General features: G+C 68.6%; 17 protein-coding genes and 1 tRNA gene. 7 read left to right on the forward strand and 11 right to left on the reverse strand.

Going from position 1 to position 17,270, the window contains the following annotated elements; translation table 11 throughout:
• Together B7495_RS13230 and B7495_RS13235 are read left to right on the forward strand one after the other, a co-directional pair.
• The gene (locus tag B7495_RS13230) at nt 1–1,191 is read left to right on the forward strand and encodes an acyl-CoA dehydrogenase family protein (RefSeq protein ID WP_088456988.1); all 1,191 of its coding nucleotides are present in this window, start codon (nt 1–3) and stop codon (nt 1,189–1,191) included.
• 67 nt (nt 1,192–1,258) lie between these two features.
• Entirely contained in the window at nt 1,259–2,794 is a 1,536-nt protein-coding gene (locus B7495_RS13235) for a threonine/serine exporter ThrE family protein (RefSeq protein ID WP_166788863.1), read from the forward strand.
• A gap of 57 nt (nt 2,795–2,851) precedes the next feature.
• On the opposite strand, the gene B7495_RS13240 is transcribed toward B7495_RS13235, so the two are convergent.
• Both B7495_RS13240 and B7495_RS13245 read right to left on the reverse strand, forming a co-directional pair.
• Nucleotides 2,852–3,097, reverse strand: a complete 246-nt coding sequence (locus tag B7495_RS13240) for a hypothetical protein (RefSeq protein ID WP_088456990.1) — start codon at nt 3,095–3,097, stop codon at nt 2,852–2,854.
• Between the two features lie 427 nt (nt 3,098–3,524).
• The gene (locus B7495_RS13245) at nt 3,525–4,661 is read right to left on the reverse strand and encodes a hypothetical protein (protein ID WP_088456992.1); all 1,137 of its coding nucleotides are present in this window, start codon (nt 4,659–4,661) and stop codon (nt 3,525–3,527) included.
• Nucleotides 4,662–4,854: 193 nt separating this feature from the next.
• On the opposite strand from B7495_RS13245, the gene B7495_RS13250 reads away from it, so the two are divergent.
• The gene (locus B7495_RS13250; protein WP_088456993.1) at nt 4,855–5,058 is read left to right on the forward strand and encodes a hypothetical protein; all 204 of its coding nucleotides are present in this window, start codon (nt 4,855–4,857) and stop codon (nt 5,056–5,058) included.
• Nucleotides 5,043–6,047, forward strand: a complete 1,005-nt coding sequence (locus tag B7495_RS13255; protein WP_088456994.1) for a hypothetical protein — start codon at nt 5,043–5,045, stop codon at nt 6,045–6,047. Before B7495_RS13250 ends, B7495_RS13255 begins: the two co-directional genes overlap by 16 nt.
• Here the strand turns inward: B7495_RS13255 and B7495_RS19150 are convergent.
• The 6 genes from B7495_RS19150 to galU form a co-directional block, all read right to left on the reverse strand.
• The gene (locus tag B7495_RS19150; RefSeq protein ID WP_088456995.1) at nt 6,044–6,823 is read right to left on the reverse strand and encodes a hypothetical protein; all 780 of its coding nucleotides are present in this window, start codon (nt 6,821–6,823) and stop codon (nt 6,044–6,046) included. The two genes, B7495_RS13255 and B7495_RS19150, sit on opposite strands and share 4 nt — an antisense overlap.
• A gap of 120 nt (nt 6,824–6,943) precedes the next feature.
• A complete protein-coding gene (locus tag B7495_RS13270; RefSeq protein ID WP_088456996.1) occupies nt 6,944–7,357 on the reverse strand; it encodes an ankyrin repeat domain-containing protein in 414 nt (137 codons plus the stop codon).
• 156 nt (nt 7,358–7,513) lie between these two features.
• Nucleotides 7,514–7,589, reverse strand: a tRNA-Ala gene (locus B7495_RS13275).
• A 46-nt stretch (nt 7,590–7,635) separates the two neighbouring features.
• On the reverse strand, nt 7,636–8,634 hold the full coding sequence (locus B7495_RS13280; protein ID WP_088456997.1) for a hypothetical protein: 999 nt from the start codon (nt 8,632–8,634) through the stop codon (nt 7,636–7,638).
• A 54-nt stretch (nt 8,635–8,688) separates the two neighbouring features.
• Nucleotides 8,689–9,312, reverse strand: coding sequence for a GNAT family N-acetyltransferase (locus tag B7495_RS13285; RefSeq protein WP_370028160.1), 624 nt, complete (start codon nt 9,310–9,312; stop codon nt 8,689–8,691).
• A 114-nt stretch (nt 9,313–9,426) separates the two neighbouring features.
• Nucleotides 9,427–10,320, reverse strand: a complete 894-nt coding sequence (galU, locus tag B7495_RS13290) for a UTP--glucose-1-phosphate uridylyltransferase GalU (RefSeq protein ID WP_088456999.1) — start codon at nt 10,318–10,320, stop codon at nt 9,427–9,429.
• A 51-nt stretch (nt 10,321–10,371) separates the two neighbouring features.
• On the opposite strand from galU, the gene B7495_RS13295 reads away from it, so the two are divergent.
• Genes B7495_RS13295 through mscL form a run of 3 tightly spaced genes read left to right on the forward strand, consistent with a single transcriptional unit; the run spans nt 10,372 to nt 11,876 of the window.
• Nucleotides 10,372–10,950 (forward strand): 5-formyltetrahydrofolate cyclo-ligase, encoded by a 579-nt coding sequence (locus B7495_RS13295; RefSeq protein WP_088457000.1) that lies wholly within the window; start codon nt 10,372–10,374, stop codon nt 10,948–10,950.
• A gap of 57 nt (nt 10,951–11,007) precedes the next feature.
• A complete protein-coding gene (locus tag B7495_RS13300; protein WP_088457001.1) occupies nt 11,008–11,373 on the forward strand; it encodes an FmdB family zinc ribbon protein in 366 nt (121 codons plus the stop codon).
• A 47-nt stretch (nt 11,374–11,420) separates the two neighbouring features.
• Entirely contained in the window at nt 11,421–11,876 is a 456-nt protein-coding gene (mscL, locus tag B7495_RS13305) for a large conductance mechanosensitive channel protein MscL (RefSeq protein ID WP_088457002.1), read from the forward strand.
• 200 nt (nt 11,877–12,076) lie between these two features.
• Here the strand turns inward: mscL and B7495_RS13310 are convergent, their stop codons facing one another.
• The 3 genes from B7495_RS13310 to B7495_RS13320 all read right to left on the reverse strand — a co-directional run bounded on the left by B7495_RS13310 (nt 12,077) and on the right by B7495_RS13320 (nt 17,217).
• Nucleotides 12,077–12,358: a hypothetical protein gene (locus B7495_RS13310; protein ID WP_088457003.1), complete on the reverse strand. Its 282-nt coding sequence runs from the start codon at nt 12,356–12,358 to the stop codon at nt 12,077–12,079.
• Nucleotides 12,351–16,100 carry an ATP-binding protein gene (locus B7495_RS13315; RefSeq protein ID WP_088458099.1) on the reverse strand — a complete coding sequence of 1,250 codons (3,750 nt, stop codon included), beginning with the start codon at nt 16,098–16,100 and terminating at the stop codon, nt 12,351–12,353. Before B7495_RS13315 ends, B7495_RS13310 begins: the two co-directional genes overlap by 8 nt.
• Before the next feature lie 100 nt (nt 16,101–16,200).
• On the reverse strand, nt 16,201–17,217 hold the full coding sequence (locus B7495_RS13320; RefSeq protein ID WP_088457004.1) for a magnesium and cobalt transport protein CorA: 1,017 nt from the start codon (nt 17,215–17,217) through the stop codon (nt 16,201–16,203).
• Nucleotides 17,218–17,270 lie beyond the last annotated feature (53 nt).

A 17,270-nucleotide genomic window follows, 5' to 3' on the forward strand; every position in this document is an offset into this window, starting at 1 on the left:
GTGACCGAATCTTCCCGCCCCGCACCGACCTCCCCCGCCTCCGGCGCGGTGCTCGACGACGCCCTACTCGGCCGCATCCGCTCCCGTGCCGCAGCGCACGACGCCGCCAACACCTTCCCGTTCGACGACGTCGCCGAACTCGCCGCCGCCGGCTACCTGCGTGCCCTGGTGCCCACCCGCTTCGGCGGCCTGGGCCTCACCCTGCCGCAGCTGGCTGCCGAGCAGTCCCGGCTGGCCGCGCACGCCCCGGCCACCGCCCTCGCGGTGAACATGCACCTGGTCTGGACCGGTGTCGCCAAGGCCATGCACGACAGGGGCGACACCGCCCTCGAGTTCGTCCTCATCGAGGCCGCGCAGGGCGCGATCTTCGGCTTCGGGGTCAGCGAACCCGGCAACGACCTGGTGCTGTTCGGCTCGTCGACGGATGCCGCACCGCAGCAAGGCGGTGGCTACAGGTTCACCGGCACCAAAATCTTCACCTCCCTCTCCCCGGTCTGGACCCAGCTGGGCACCATAGGCCTGGACAGCTCCGATCCGGCCCGGCCGCTGATCGTGTGGGCGTTCCTCGACCGCGCCGACCCCGGCATCACCCGGAAGGACGACTGGGACACCCTCGGCATGCGCGGCAGCCAGAGCCAGACCACCCTGCTGGACGGGGCTTCCGCCCCTGCCGACCGGGTGGTGCGCACCCTCCCGCCCGGACCGGTCAACGACCCGCTGATTTTCGGTATCTTCGCCACCTTCGAGATTCTGCTCTCGAGCGTGTACACCGGCATCGCCCAGCGGGCGCTGGAACTCGGGGTTGCGGCAGTGAAACGGCGCCGCTCGGCCAAGAACAACGGTCGACCTCTCGCGCAGGATCCGGACATCCGTCGCCGTATCGCCGAGGCGGCCCTGCTGCTGGATGGCGTATACCCCCAGATTCAGACGCTGGCCCGCGACGTCGACACCCTCGTCGACCACGGCCCGTTCTGGTTCGCCAGGCTCGCCGGCCTCAAGCACCGCAGTGTGGAGAGCGCCAAGGAGGTCGTGGACCTGATGCTGCGGGTGAACGGCGGCGCCAGCTACTTCACCGGCGACGAACTCGGCCGGCTGTACCGCGACGTGCTGGCCGGGCTGTTCCACCCCTCGACCGCTGATTCCGCCCACGCCACCGTCGCCACCGCCTGGCTCGGCCCGCTCGATGACTGAGCAGCCGCGCACATTCCCTCCCCGCATCACCGATCCTCGAAGTGTTGAAGTTGTCCAGTTGACTGCCGTGCCCCCCTCCTCTCTCCCCACGAACACCAAACCGGTGCCCGTCGCCGCGACGACCGCACCCATCCCCAAGCAGCCCTACCGGGCGCCGCACCCCACCACCCCGCGCCCGGTCACCACCAGCATCCCGATCCTGCGCGCCGATGCCACGGGCATCGCCGCCGTGCGCGCCTACGAGGATGCGCCGAGCACCTCCACCGTCGCGGTCCCGGTCATCGACATCGCCGCGTACACCCGGTCGGTGCTTGACCTCACCATGCGGCTGGCCGAGGTGATCTTCGCGTCCGGCGCCGGAGCGGAAGACGCCACGGCGGCCATGCTCGCGCTGACTCGCGCGTACGGGCTGCGCGGCACCGAGGCGAACATCACCCACACGATCATCACGCTCACCCACGAAGACCAGTCCACCCACGAATCCATCTCCCGCAGCCGGGACGTCAAGTACCGCACCCTCAACTACGCCAAGCTCACCGCCACGTCGGAGCTCATCGCCGACCTGATCGAAGAGCCCACGGATGTTCCGGAGGCCCGCAAACGCCTGGCCACGATCGTCTCGTCGAAGCCGCAGGTGACGCTGCTGTACCGCCGGATCGGCTGGAGTCTCGTCGGCGCCGGCGCCGCCGCGCTCTTCGGTGGCAGCCCGGTCGTGATCATTGCCGCGTTCGTCGCCGGATTCGTGATCGACTTCCTCACCACCGCGCTCGACAAACGGCGGGTGCCGTTGTTCTACCAAACCGTCGTCGGCGGGGCCATCGGTCCGATCTTCGCCGCAATCGTGCCCCTGATCGATCCCGGCGCCAGTCCGTCCCTCGTCGTGGTCGCCACCATCATCATGCTCCTGGCCGGCGTGACCACCTTCGGCGCGGTGCACGACACCCTGTCGGGGTTCTACCTCACCGGCACGGCGCGGCTCATCGAGGCCCTCCTCATCACCGGTGGTCTGGTCGCCGGTGTGGCCGGCTCCTCGCTGGTCCTGGCCCGGTTCGGCCTCGACCTGGGGATCAGCGCGGATGTGCCCGCCTCCCTGGGTGTCGTGGCAATCCAGTTGGTCGCCGCGGTGGTCATCGTGGCGGGCTTCGCCCTGGGTACCCAGGTGCCGTGGCGGGCGTTCTGGGTCGTCTGCCTGCTCGGCGCCGTGGCCGAGGCGGTTTACCTGGCCGCCAGCAATGCCGGGTTCGGCCTGGTCTGGTCCTCCGGCGCGGCGGCGATGGGTGCCGGGCTCCTGGCGGCCGTCGGGGCACGCCTCGTGCGCACCCCTCCCCTGGTGATCGTCGTCTGCGCCCTGGTTCCCCTGGTGCCTGGCCTGGCGTTGTTCCGCGGGCTGCTGCAGATGGCCGACGGCGATATCAACGGGCTGCTCAACCTGCTCACCGCCGGTGCGATCGCGGTAGCCCTGGCGGCCAGCGCCATCCTGGCTCAGCTGATCGTGCAGTACGTGTGGGGCCCCGGCCGCAGCCTGCAACGTCGTTTCGTGGGTCCGCTGATGGCACTGCCCGTGCGGCTGAGCCGCAGCTCCAAGCCGGGCGCCCGCATCTAGCCCGGCACACCGGCGGCAGCGCTTCCCGCGCTGCTCCCGGTGTGCCGGTCCGACCGGCTAGTTGGGCACATCCCCCACCGCGGTCTCATCAGACACGTCTTCGTCGACGAATCGGTACGGGATGGGTTCCTCGGTCTCCCGGCCCTTGCGGTAGGTGCGGGTGATTGTCTGGCCGTTTTCGACGGCTTCGAGCACCACCACGTCCTGGTATTCCCCGTTGGCGAAATGCAGTTCAATCTCGGTGCCGGACCCGATCACGTTCGGACCGAATAGCACTGCTTTGTACGTTTCCTGTGCGCTCATGATCTCCCGGCTCTCCGTACGACTTCTCGTCCCAGCGACGAGGAGCCTCATCGCAGACAGCCTACGTCGACACCCTCCAAAGGCACAGGCCCCGCAGGGGCCCCCAATCGGGCCGCGTCGGGGGCGGCGTTCAGGCACGCCCTCGTCTCAAGATGCCCTTTGTGCCGAACCCGCGTAGGGTCAGATCATCCGTGCCGCCCAGGTTCAGGTCGAAGGAGTACACATGGCTGACAAATCACCCAAGAAGGATGCGACCAAGAAGGTCGCCGGCAAGTCCCTGAAGGAAAAGCGCGCCGACAAGCAGCTCAAGTCCGCTGAGACCGAAAAAGCCCGCAAGCGCTAATTCGTCTCCGGCCGGGCGCAACGCGCCCGGCGCACGAACCTCACCGGTGTCGCCTGCCTGCAGGCGGCACCGGTTTCGTGTGCGTCAGACCATGAAACGCACCCCCGCGGCGACAGCACCGCCGCCGGGCATGTCATCAGCCCGCACCGCGAAGATCTCCGCCCCCGACAGCAGCGCCCGCCGCAGGATCTCGTCGACGACACCGTAGGTGATGGCGTCGTCCTCCGCGCTCAGGGTGACCGCCCCGGTTTCCTCGTCGACCAGCCCCGGCACGCTCTGGTCGATGTCCACGAACAGAGTGTCGACCGCGCCGTAGGTAGCGGCTCGCGCCACGTCGCTGAGGTCGGTGACGGCCCGGCCGTGCGCGGCCCGGCGGGCCATGCGGTCCTTGAGTCCGTCCAGCTCCGCCGCGTAGAGGTCGTCCAGGATGCCGCGCGCCGCCCGCCCCAGCTCCTCGTCCGGGGTCTCTTCGGGGTTGCCGGGGATGATCGCCTCGGTGAGGTTGGGGTAGCTGTTCACCGAGCGGTAGATGCCGGCCAGGGGTTCGGCGGCGGCGAGGATCAATGGCAGGTCCACGCCGCTGAGCACCGGCCGCAGCGCCCGGTCGATCGCCCGCGCGTATTGGCGCATCCGCACCTTCTGCCCTTCGGCGCCCTGGATGCGGCCGCCCATGATGTGGCTGTCCTGAGTGCGGCCGTTGATCGAGGGCAAGCCGACCGCGTCGGCGACGTCGCTGGGCAGCCCGGGCACCGAAACCGCGTAGACCGGGCTTTCCGCGCTGATCTCCAGCAACCGCACGGAGTTCTGCGCGAGGGCGAGCACAAAAGCGGCCTGCGGGAACGTGACCGCGCGTAGCAGCGGCTTGACGTAGAACCGGTCCGAGACCTCCAGCGCCCCGCCGAGCCGGTTTGGCAGCCGGAAGGTCCGCACGCTGTCCGGGGTGGCGAAGATCGCCAGGCTGTACGACAGTGACCGCCAGAAATCCGAGTCCTGGATGAGGTCGTCGAGGGTTTCCTGCAGTTCCTCGATGGGTCCCTTGTCGGTGCCGGCATCGCGCAGCTGTTGCACGGCCTCCGTCAGCCGGTTTTTCAGCTCCATCCTGGCCTTTTCGGACTCCTGGGGCAGCGGGCTGGTGCTGAGGTAGATCGAGACGCACGGATGTTTGCGCACCGTTGCGAGGGTGTCGACGTCGTCTCGGGTGGGTATGTCGGTGTGCAGCACGAATGGGCTCCTTTGATCCGGGTGCCCACGTGCCGCCCCCGCTCGACCGTGAGCCTCTTCTCCGGCCACTCTAACCACTCGGTTGACTTCCCATAAGGGTGTCAGCGGACTGCGATCGCTGGCGATACCGTTGACTCGCGCGCATGAACAAGGGGGCTCCATCCGCACTCGAAATCGCACCACACTCACAACCATGGTCGCCCTGGTGGCGCTAGCAGCCGTTGGCCTCACCGGATGCTCCATCCCGGGCAACGCTGCCGAGAGATGGCTCAGCAAAAGCCAGATCATCGAGTCCTCGGACATCTCCCTGACCGGATGCTCCGCGATGTGTGATCCGGAGGTCGAGGGGACCATCCGCGATTCCGCCAGACGTCCCACCTGGTGGACCTGGCCCTGACCGCATTCGACGACGACCGGGTGTCCACCGCCTACGTCAATCGGTCGTTCGCCACCCTGTACGGATCGAAGGCCGACGTCACGACGCTGTTCGAGGAGTACGCGGGCACCCCGGATCGTCCGCTCACCCTCCGCGCCGATGCCGGGGATGACGCTGACACGTCCTATTTCATGATCGACGAGGGATCAGAGCAGTGCGACAACTCGGCTGCGCTGCTCGCCGAATTCGACAGGCTCCTGCCGGATCCCCTTATCACCTCGATCCGACTGGGACTGTGCACGAAACTGCAGGTGCTGGTCACCGACGACACGAGCATGGACGCGATGGTCGCCCGGATCCAGCAGCTGGCCTCCGATCCCCGGTACTCCGCGATCGAGTTCAGCGTCGAGACCGAGGACGGCTCGCCATACTCCGTCACCGCCGACACCCCTCAGTTGGATCCGCTGTTCGCCCTATTCGACGCCACGGCCGGCGTGGCCTCCTACTCGGTGGCGGACAACGTCATCCTGGTCGGCGTCTCCGACCCCGCGCTGTTCCGCTCGATAGTGGCAACGATCGATGCCGAACCCCGACCCGGTTTCATCGAGGAGATCCGGGTCGGCCACGACTGGGCATCCGTGTACCTCAACGGTGACGGCACGGTGGACGCTCAGATCAGTACAGCGGAAGCGATGTTCGCCGCCAACGCCACGCGAGCCGAAGACGACAAAATCTCGGTCAGTGCTGGGAGCGGCGGTATCCTGGGGTTCGGACCCGTGAACTACGACGAGGAAGCCGGGCGGCAGATCGTGGACGCGGTCATTGCCGGTGGCCTCTGGAAGACCTCGAGTACCCCGATCGAGGTCTTCGATCAGCCCGAGCTCTTCACGGTGACAGCCGCTGCCGGGTCGGATCGTTTCGAGCAGACGAGGTCCGATGAGACGCCGGAGACCATCCGTCTCCTGAAGGCACTGAACACGTACTGGTCGACCCAGACCGGCTCGGGCTAGCCTCCCGGTCCCTGGTTCTGCAGCGCAGCCACCGCGCCCTCGCCACGGATCAGGGCGAGCATCACGAGGATCTCGTCGACGAGTGCCGCTGTCACCCCCGCCGTGACGATGCTGTGCGGGCCGAGCGACTCCAGGCCGTCGGCACGCACTCGGATCACCGCCCAGCCCACCTCCTCCAGAGCCGCGTCCTTCTCCCGGTCGGAGACCACTTTGAGGCCGCGGTGCGCGGTCTTGTCGCGGCCGGGTGAGTCGTACTCGATCGCGACCTTGACGGCGGGGATGATGATGTCCGGCCACACCTCCGGCTTGCCGTAGAAGGTGCGGTTGATCCGAATCGCGTTCACCCGGTGCGGCAGAGCGATGCGCTCACCCAGCAGCATCCGCAGCTTCTGTTCCGCCTGCGACGTGCGCGTCTTCAGCCCGGGCTTCATGAACGGCACGCCGCCCTCGTACCGGGCTGCCGGGGCCCGCGCATTCCGGGCGCACTTGGGGCAGCCAGGGCCGGTCAGGGTCTCCCGCACGCTGGCCTGGTACCGGGAGTGCCCGCGGCTGCAGATCCACTCGTAGCTTGCCCCGATGCGGGTTTCCCGCGCCAGGGCGGCCCGTCCGTTCGGGGCCACCCGGTGCAGCAGCTGGTCCCGGGAGCGCCGGGTCTCCGCGAGCAGCATGCACAGCGGGCACTGCCGCTGCAGGGTGACGCGCGCCTCGGCCGCATCCGCGCCGTGCCCGCAGTGGAACCGCACGGTGGTTCCCGCCGGTGTCGCTTCCTCATTCATCCCGTTGCCCGGCTTCCGCTCTCGTGTCGTTGACCGTCACGGTAGCAACGACGACCGACAGCGGCGGCGGCGGCTCCCCGGGCGAGGGGCGCGTTGAGTTGCGGGAGCGTGGTGGCCGAGTCAGGCGCCGGTGTGCGCTTCGATGACCGCGCGCATCCGCGGCAGTGCGAACTGGTCGGCGATCTGGATGCCCGAATGGCTGCCGAGATCCGGGTCGGCGCCGGCCTGCAGCAGGTCGAGCAGAATCGGCTCGTTGCCCCGGAACACGGCGCAGGCCAGTGCCGTCTGTCCCATTGTGTTCACCACGGCGGTGTCGGCGCCGCGTCGCAGCAGCTCCCGCACAGTCTCACCGTGTTGCCCGTACGCGGCCACGATCAGCAGGCTGTCGCCTCGACCGTTGACCAGGTCGAGGGGCACGCCGGCGTCGAGCATCTCGCCCAGCGGGCCGGTGCGGCCGTCCCGGGCCAGCTCGAAGTCGCCTTCAACGACGGCTGCGGGCGGCTGGGCCGCCGGCTGGTCCTGCTGGGCTGTCATGGTCGTCTCCGGTCGTCTCAGACACAGGAACCGCCGGGCCCCTGCGGCTCGGCCGGTCCCGGCAGTGCCCAATTCTAACGGCGCGGCACACTGCCGCGGATGCTGACACCAACACAGAAGGACCGCAGCCCGGGGGCCGCGGTCCTTCTGTTTCAGTGGTGGAGCTAAGGAGATTCGAACTCCTGACCTTCTCATTGCGAACGAGACGCGCTACCAACTGCGCCATAGCCCCAGACTGCGTATTTACAATATCACGCGAGTGCGGCGCCTTCGAACCGTCAGCCGACGGCGCGGCGGCGGCGGAGCACCGCGTCAAGGTCGGTCATGCCGGGTTCGGTGTCACCGATGATGCCCATCTTGGCGAACCGGCTCGGCGCCGCCTGCGGGGCGGTCTTGGCGGCGGGGGCGCTGCCACGGGCCACCACCGGGCGGGTGATCGGGGTGACCTCGGACGGGGCGATGGCCTCGGCCATGGCCAGCGCGCGACGCTGCAGTTCGGCTTCGGCGGCGGCCTGGCGCAGTTGGGCGGCGGCATCCACCGACGCCATCGCGGCCTGGGCGATCGAGCCCGGCGACAGGTGCAGGGGCTTGGGCAGCGGCCGCGGGGTCCACGGGCTGGGCTGGACGACGGGGGCCTCGTCGACGAAATGCACGGGCTCGAAACGCTGGCCGCGGGCGCCGGCGGGCGCGCGACGGCCGGCGGCAGCGGCGTCGGCATCCGCTGCAGCGCGCGGGGCGCGGGCGGAGCGGCTGACGGTGGCGAGCCGGCCGAGGGTGGCGACGGCGGTCGCTACGGCGACCAGGCCGCCGGCCAGGAGCGTCCACACGCCCGCTGAGAGCATGGTGGCGCCCACCACGGTGAACACCAGGCCGATGAGCAGCAGCAGGGTGGAGAGGGCACGCATGGTGCGCAGGCGTTTGGCCTTGCCGGCCGGGGTGAGCGCTTTGGGTCGGGCGGCGGCGGCGCGCAGTACCGCGGCGCGCCGGGCGGCCGTGGCGGCATCGCCGGCGGCCTTCGAGGCAATCCGGGCGTCTTCCTCGGCCTGGGCGAGGAGTTTGCGTTGAGCGGACACTCCGCGTGCGTTGGTTTCCACGCGTACCTCCTGGGGAATTTCCGACGTCTCGGCGAGGATCCGCAGGGTCTGCTGCAGACGCACGGCATTGCGTTCGGTGGCGAGATATTGCCGGCGTCTCGCCCATGTCGGCATGAGATACGTCACCCAGAGCGCGGCGGCAACGGCCACCATCACTCCCCCACCCAGGACTTCGCTACTCATGCTCCCTAACGTATGAGTCGCGGGGCCTTCCGTGCCTGATTACCGGGGGGTGTGTCACTTGTCGGCCACCTCTAGTGGATGCGCGGCGGCGGCCGTGTCGAACTCGTTCACGGACGCCAGACCCGGCGGCACCAGGCCGTCCTGCCAGCGGCGCAGCACGCCACCGCGCACCTCCTCGGCCACCATGCCGAACGCGAAGTGGTCGCGCCAGGCGCCGTTGATGTGGATGAACCGGCGGCGCAGACCCTCGTACCGGAAGCCGAGCTTCTCGACGACCCTCAACGACGGCGCGTTCTCCGGCCGGATGCAGATCTCCATCCGGTGCAGGCCGAGTTGGCTGAAGCAATAGTCGGTGGCCAGGGCCACCGCGATCGGGGTGATCGACCGGCCCGCGAACTTCTCGCCGACCCAGTAGCCGATCGACGCGCTGGAGAGCGACCCCCAGGTGATCGACGACACGTTCAGCTGGCCGGCCAGTTCGCCGTTGTACTCGACCAGGAACGGCAATCCGCTGCCGGTGCGTGAGTGCGCGAGCAGGCTGCGAATGCTGGCCCGGGTGTCGAAGGACATCGGCGCGTACGGGCTGGTGGCCTCCCAGGTGCGCAGCCAGGACCGGTTCTCCATCAGCTCACGCTCGAGGGCCCTGGCGTCACGTAACCGGATCGGGCGCAGGGTCACGGCCCCCTCACGGAGCGTAGGAATCGCGGTCGGCACGATGAACCCGTCTACTTGGGGGCCGAAGCCCGATGATGACCGAATCTTAGTCCGGTGCCGACCTGATCAACCTGCACGCTACTCGAGAGTGGAGGTGAACTCCTTGAGCCAGGGGCGCAGTTCCACGCCGAGGTCGTCGCGGTCGACGGCCAGCTGGATGATCGCCTTGATGTAGTCGAGCCGGTCGCCGGTGTCGTAGCGGCGGCCGCGGAAGATGACGCCGTAGACGCCGCCGGTGGTCTCGGGGTTGACGGCCATCTCCTGCAAGGCGTCGGTGAGCTGGATCTCGTTGCCCTTGCCCGGCTTGGTGTGCTCGAGCACGTCGAAGACCTCGGGGCGCAGCACGTACCGGCCGATGATGGCCAGGTTCGACGGGGCATCCTCTGCTGCCGGCTTCTCGACCAGACCGGTGATGCGCACCACGTCGGGATCGTCGGTCTTCTCAATCGCGGCCGCACCGTACAGGTGGATCTGCGACGGGTCGACCTCGAGCAGGGCCACGACGCTGGTGTTGCGGGTGACCTGCTCGGAAAGCATCTTGTCCAGCAGCGGGTCGCGAGCGTCGATGATGTCGTCACCGAGCAGCACGGCGAACGGTTCGCGGCCCACGTGCATCTTGGCGCGGAGCACCGCGTGGCCGAGGCCCAGCGGGTCACCCTGGCGCACGTAGTGCATGTCGGCGAGGTCGGTGGACTCGTTCACCTTGGCCAGGCGGTCGCGGTCACCCTTCTGGATGAGCACCGCCTCGAGCTCGGTGACCCGGTCGAAATGGTTCTCCAGAGCGTTCTTGTTGCGGCCGGTGATCATGAGCACATCGGTCAGGCCGGCGGCCACGGCCTCTTCCACCACATACTGGATGGCAGGCTTGTCGACGACCGGCAGCATTTCCTTGGGCATCGCCTTGGTTGCCGGCAGAAACCGGGTTCCCATACCGGCAGCGGGAATAACGGCCTTTGTAATGTGAGTAACCATGGCATTAGGTTAGCGGCAACCTGTATTGGTTACGCACCTAGGATGACTTGTATGGATTCTGACATCGAGCACCGCAAGCGGGCGCTCCGCGCAGACCTCCGGGAGCGCCGCCACAACATGCCCGCAGCCGAGCGCGAAGCCGCCACCGCGGGGTTCACCGAGAACCTGCAGAGCATCGTCACCGACCTGTCCGCCCGGTCGATCACCTGCTATCTCTCCAGCCCCACCGAGCCGAACACCCGCCCGTTCGTCAACTGGGCCGAAGCCAGCGGCATCCGGGTGCTGTTCCCGGTGTCGCGGGACGACGGCCTGCTCGACTGGACCGTCGGCGAGGAGGAGACCGAGGTGCAGGGCCTCTCGGGTGCCCCGGAACCCCAGGGCGAGCTGCTCGGCCCGATCGCGATCAACGACGTTGACCTGATCATCGTGCCCGCGGCGGCCATCGACAAGACCGGTCTGCGGATGGGGTGGGGCCGCGGCTACTTCGACAAGACCCTCGGGTCGATGGAGAAATGCCCGCCGGTGTACGCCGTGGTCTACGACAATGAATATGTCGACGATGTTCCCCGGGAGGTGCACGACCAGCCGGTGAACGGCCTCGTCACTCCCACTCGCATCGTCGTCTTCTAGACTTTCCCCTTCCGGCACCTGCCGGTCAGCTCCGCACACCCGAACCGAAAAGACGCAGTGCCTACCTATTCATACCGTTGCACCGAGTGCGACACCGCCTTCGACATCCAGCAGGCGTTCACCGACAACACGCTCACGGAGTGCCCCGCCTGCGGCGGCAAGCTGCGCAAGGTCTACTCGTCGATCGGCGTGAGCTTCACAGGCTCCGGCTTCTACCGCAACGACTCGCGCGCCGAGTCCGGCGGTAAGTCGTCGCTCTCCGCCGAGAAGGGCGCCAAGAAGACGGACTCCTCGTCTGAATCGTCCTCGGCCAAGCCGGCCGAGAAGAGCAGCACCCCGGCCGCGTCGACCAGCGGGTCGTCCTCGAGCGGCTCGGGCTCCTCGTCCGGCTCGACGCCCACGGCGGCGCCGAAGGCGTCCTGACCCCTCTCCTCAATTCCTCGCAGTACCGCACCAGAAAGATCCCAGCCATGATCAACGGTTTCAAAGAATTCATCATGCGCGGCAACGTCATCGAACTGGCCGTAGCCGTCGTGATCGGTGCCGCCTTCACCGGCCTGGTCAACGCGATCGTCACGGGGATCTTCAACCCGCTGATCGCCGCGATCTTCAACGCGGACACCCTGAAGAACTCCCTGACGGTTCCGCTGGGCGATGCCGAGCTGTCCTTCGGCCTGGTTCTCGCGGCGTTGATCCAGTTCCTCCTGGTCGCGGCCGTGGTGTACTTCGCGTTCGTGATGCCGCTCAACAAGCTCAAGGAGAACCAGGCACGTCGCCGTCAGGCCGGAGTGCCGCTGGACCCGAAGAAGAACCCCGTCACCGACCTCGACCTGCTCACCGAGATCCGCGACCTGCTCGCCGCATCGACCGGGGCCCAGACGGTGTCCTCCAGCGCGGCCGCCGCGGCCGCCAAGCACACCCTCTAACTCCTTCGCACGTACGGCACGACCCCGCCGACTTGCGGCGAATGGCCCCTTGGATGCGCTCCAAGGGGCCTTTTGCAGCATCTCGGGGATGCGCGGGTCACCGACTTGCCGCAGACTGCCCCTTCGGCGCTCGTGACGGGATGCTTTGCGGCGTCTCGACGGGACACTCCGGTCGAGAACCCGGGCGGAGCGGCGGCGGGCTACCAGTGCGGCGGTTTGTCCTGGCGCAGCCGGGCGTCGTTCGCGCTCGTCGAGGAGCCGTCGCCCGTGGTCTGCCCGCCTTCTTCGCGGGAGGGCGGCTCGGGGCTGGTGTCGGTGTCCGGCGCGGGCGTCAGGCGCGCCCGGCGGGCGCCGGTCGACTTGACCACCGACTGACGCGGTTCTGCAGCTCCGGTGTCGCCGACGGATGCCGCGGGTGCTGTCTCGGGCGCTGTCGCGCCCGCGGACCCGACGGCGCCGTCGGGCGCCGCCGGGTCAGGCACGGTGCGCCGGACCGTCCGACCCTTCGGTCGGCGTGATGCCCGCGAGGGCGGCGACGCGGGCGGCGACGGCATCCGGGTTGCTGAACAGTTCAAAGCTGTGCACGCGCAGGTAGTGCCAGCCCAGGCGGCGCAGCACCTCGGGGCGCAGCCGCAGGGACTCGCGCAGGCTGGCCCGGTTGACCACGGCGTCGGTCTCCACGACCACGGCGCGGCCGGCGTGCGAGGCCGCCAGCGCCAGCTTGCCGCGGTGCCCGAGGGAGACGGTGAGCCCCTTGCGTTCCAGGCGGCGGCCCAGGTCGACGAGCATGGCCTCGCGGGCATCCGGCACGGCCACCTCGTTGCGGCGGGCCTCGGTCTCGGTGAGCACCTGCGACAGGGCCAGGATGCCGTGCCGTTGCCGGTCGGCGTCGATGTCGATCGGTCGGAAGCAGGAGACGATGTCCATGGCCCGGCGGGCGCGGGTCATGCCGATCGCGAGCAGGCGTTCACCGCCGGGTTCGCCGAGCGAGCCGAAGTTGCTCAGCAGCCGTCCGTGCGGGGTGCGGCCGTAGCCGATCGAGAAGATCACCCGGTCGCGGCTCTGCGCCACGGCCTGCTCGAGCGTGAGCACCGTGAACGGTTCGGCACGGTCCTTGAGGATGAAGTCGCTCAGGTCGGTGCGCTTGGAGAACGCCGCCAGCACGGCCTGGTGCACCCGCACGGCGTGGCGGGCGCTGGCGGTGATGACCATGAGGGATTCGCGGGGCCGCTTGACGGCATGGTCCATGACCAGGTCGACGACCTTCGCCACCTCGGCGTCAACGCTCTCCACCGCGCCGCTGTCGACGTCGGGCATGCCGTGGCCGCCCTTGACGTAGTTGAGGGTGAGGCTGCCGTGGCCGAGGAAGCTGCCCGCCCAGGGCAGCGAGTCGATGCGGCCGCCGTAGAAGCGGTGGTTGACCAGTTCGGCGAGGTCCTCGCCGCCGGCCCGGTAACTGCGGGTCAGGGTGAGGGTGGGCAGCAGTTCACCCAGCCGGGCCAGCGCGGAGTCGGCGTGCAGGGCGTCGACGTTGGTCTCCTGCGGGCTCGGCACATCGGAGGGTTCGACGATGCCGGTCTCGAAGCCGGACGGCGTCTGGGTGACCGGGTCGCCGAAGGCCACGACCTGCTTGGCGCGGCGGATGGCGCCGACGTTCTCGGCGAGGGTGGTGGCGCCGGCGTCGACGAGGAGCACGGCGTCGAAGGTCATTCTGTCGTCGAGTGCGGCGACCTCGTACGGCGAGGCCAGCCAGACCGGGGCGAGCACCCGGCCCAGGTGCGGGGAGACCTCGTTGATGCGGGCCGGGGTGGCGCGGTCGGCGCGCAGCAGCCGGCGCAGCTGGTCGGCTTCGTCGGGCCAGTCGACCACACCGATCTTCCAGGTCTCGGCGAGCAGCCAGGCCAGGATCTGCCCGGTGGTGGAGGCGTGCGCCTCGTCGACGAGCTTGAAGTCGGCTTCGAGCCTGTCGAGCACCTGGGTGTTGGCGTTGAGCAGGGCCTTGTCGCCGCCCAACATCACCTCGAGCACGGACTGCCACCAGGCGAGTTCGAGCTCGGCGGCGACATCCTTCTCGGACACGTGGCGCTGGGACAGGTCGGTCATCAGCGGGTCGAGGTTGTGCTCGCGCAGGGTGGCGAGCAGGGCGGTGCGCTCGTGCAGGTTGGCGAGCACCTCACTCTCGGCGGCCAGTCCGGTCATCGTGGAGACGAGTTCACGCAGCGGCCGCGAGACCAGCTGACGCGGGGTCCCGGTGTTGCCCAGCGGCACGTCGAGCTTGCCGAGGTCCTCCGCGACGCGCTGATAGGCGACGTGCACGTCGTTGATACCGACCGGCACCTCCGGGGTCACGCCGGCGGCGGCGTAGCGCTGCCACAGGGTGCGCTGCTGCTGGATGCGCCGCAGGCTCTCGTTCATGTCACTCACGTGCACGCCCGGTCGCAGGTACTCGTCGGCGAGCTTGCGCAGCCGGCGCCGGTTGGCGCTGGTCATCTCGGGTGAGTCGCGGCGGGCGGAGGTGGCGGCGATCAGTTCGGTGAGGGAGCGGTCGAACACGGCGGGCTGGAACTTGTCCAGCGTCTCGCGGATGTCCAGCAGCAGGCGCAGGTAGATGCCCAGCTCGTGCACGGTCTCGAACGGGCGCAACCGGGTCTGGCCGATGAGGTGTCCGGCGCGTTCCAGCAGCCGGGGCAGGTCGGTCTTGCTCAGCCGCTTGGCCAGCTCGTGGGATGCGCCGGCGTCGGCGGTGGAAGTGAAGGAGGCTCCGTACCAGGGCGAGTCGCCGGGGCCGTAGCGGAACTGGCCGAGGACGGCGGCCTTGATCAGGATCGCGGCGGCGCTGGCCCGGTCGTGGGCGAGACGCTCCAGGGCGACCCTGTCGAGCCGGGCGGTCGTCGACGGCGGTGCCGGCAGCTGGGCAAGCCTGGCGAGCTCACCGAGGGCGTCGAGCACCGACACGCCGAGCGCGGCATCCTTACGGGTGAGCGCCGACCTGTAGTCCAGCAGCACCTTGCGCAGACGCACGAGGGCGTCGTCGACGTCGCCGACGCGCGGCTGGGTGCTTTTCTCGTTGCGGGTGATCGACTGGATCAGGTCGCGGCGCAGCGTGCGCGGGGTGACGGCGACGCCGGGCAGACCCACCTGCACGAGGCGGTGGGCGATGCCGTCGAGGCTGGAGCGGCGGGCGCTGACCACGAGTACACGCTTGTGCTGGGCGATGAGCGAGCCGATGGCGTTGACGATGGTCTGGGTGCCACCGGTGCCGGGCAGGGTCTTCACGACGAGGGAGTTGCCGGCGCTGATCTGGGCGACGACGTTCTCCTGCTCGGCGTCGGCATCCAGCAGCAGCGTGTCGGTGCCGGGCGGGCGCACGTCTTGAGCGATCGGCAGCACCGGGTTGTAGGCCATTTCGATGGCGCGCTTGGCGGTGGGGTTGCCGGCGACGGCGTCGAGCACCGGATGGGTGAGCTTCTGCGCGTCGGTGGCCATGGCCCGGCCGACGTCGGCGAAGGACGACGCCACCAGGCGGGGCACCACGTTGAACCAGGGCAGGTGCGAGGTGAGGCCCCGCAGCCGGTCGATCACCGGTTGCGGTTTGAACGCTCCGTTGGTCACGGCGAGCGCCACGAACGCGTCGGCGTCGAGGGTGATCTGGAACTGGTCGTGCAACGCCCGCGCCAGTTCGGGGTTGAGGAACGGTGCTCCCTTGAGCTTGAGCTCGAAGTCTCGACCGTAGCGGCGGATGGCCAGGGGGCGCAGCAGCACCGGTGCGGTGAAGTCCACGTCGCCGTAGCGCCACTGGGCCAGCCCGATCGCGAGGTGCACCGATTCGATGCCCCGCATCGACCGCAGCTCGATGCCCTTCTGGGTGATCTCGTTGGCGGCCAGGCGGGCGTTGCGTAGCGCCAGCTCGTCGCGGATGAGGTTGGAGAGCAGGGTGGTCTTGCCGGTGATGAACTGCGGCAGACCGCCGGGGTGGGTGGCGGACAGCTCGATGCGGGAGCGCGGGCTGTCACCGAAGTGCAGCAGCGGCGAGTGGCCGCCGACGGCGGCGAGTTCGTCACGCCAGCGTTGCCAGGTGGGTTCGGCGATGTTCCCGGCGACCAGCGCCGGGTCTCCCAGGCTCACCGAGTCCGGGGAGGTCGCGAGACGCGAGTCGGCAGACGGCGCGTCGGAGTAATCCGACGCGAAGTCGTCATCTTCTGGTTTTCTATCGAGGCGCCACACACCCACACCCTATTTCTCCACCGGCCGGTTCTCGGTTAGGCCACCCGGTTATTTCCCGCATTCGCAGGATTCTCTGCGGATACAGCCGTTTTCGCAGGCGCTATAGCCAGTCCTTGCGTTTGAACACGGCGTAGAGCCCGAATCCCATCGCCACCATCAGGGTGATCGCGAACGGGTAACCGAACTGCCATTTTAGCTCAGGCATGTGAGTGAAGTTCATGCCGTAGATGGTGCCCACCAGGGTGGGGGCGAACAGGATCGCCGCCCAGCTGGAGATCTTCTTCACTTCCTCGCTCTGCGCCAGCCCGGTTTCGCTCAACCGGCGGGTTTCGTCGTTCTGCCGTTGGGCGACGAGGGTGCTGTGCACCGTGAGGGCGTTCTGCAGGAGTTCCCGGAACGCGTCGACACGTTCGACGACCCGGATGGTGTGGTCGAGCACGTCGCGCAGGTGCCTGTGCAGTTCCACGTCCACGCCGTGCTTCTCGAAGCCCTCCTGCAGCGACTCGAGCATGCCGATCAGCGGCTGGGTGGCCCGCTGGAACTCGATGACCTCGCGGGAGAGGTCGTAAATGCGTCTGGACACCGCCTGGTCACCGTCGAAGAGCTGGTCCTCGATCTCGTCAATGTCGTTCTCCAGGCCGGCGACCACCGGCGCGTACTCGTCGATCACCTGATCGAGGATCGCGTAGAGCACCGCCTGCGGCCCGAAGGCGAGGAGGTCCGGGGTGCTTTCCAGCCGGCGGCGCACCGAGGCGAGGTCGGGCGACTCGGCGTGCCGGATGGTCACGACGAAGTCGGGACCCACGAAGACGTGCAGCTCGCCGAACTCGACTCGCTCGACGTCGTCGAGGTATCTGGCCGGGCGCAGCACCAGGAACAGGGTGTCGGCGTATCGTTCGATCTTGGCTCGCTGATGTCCCTTGAGCGCATCCTCGATGGCGAGGTGGTGCAGGGTGAACTCATCGGCCACGCTCCTGACCTCGGCATCGGTCGGCCGGTACAGTCCGATCCAGGCGAACCCGGCCTTCTCCTTGAGTACCTCAAAGACGTCCTGCAACGTTTCCGGGGTTGCCACCCGAAGGCCATCCACATAGATCGCGTCATCAATCAGCGCCACGGCTGCTCCTCACTCGCCGTACAAGTGTGGCACCGGCGACGGGGTGCGGCGCA

This window comes from Cryobacterium sp. LW097 (assembly GCF_002205495.2).
Classification (GTDB): Bacteria; Actinomycetota; Actinomycetes; order Actinomycetales; family Microbacteriaceae; genus Cryobacterium; species Cryobacterium zongtaii.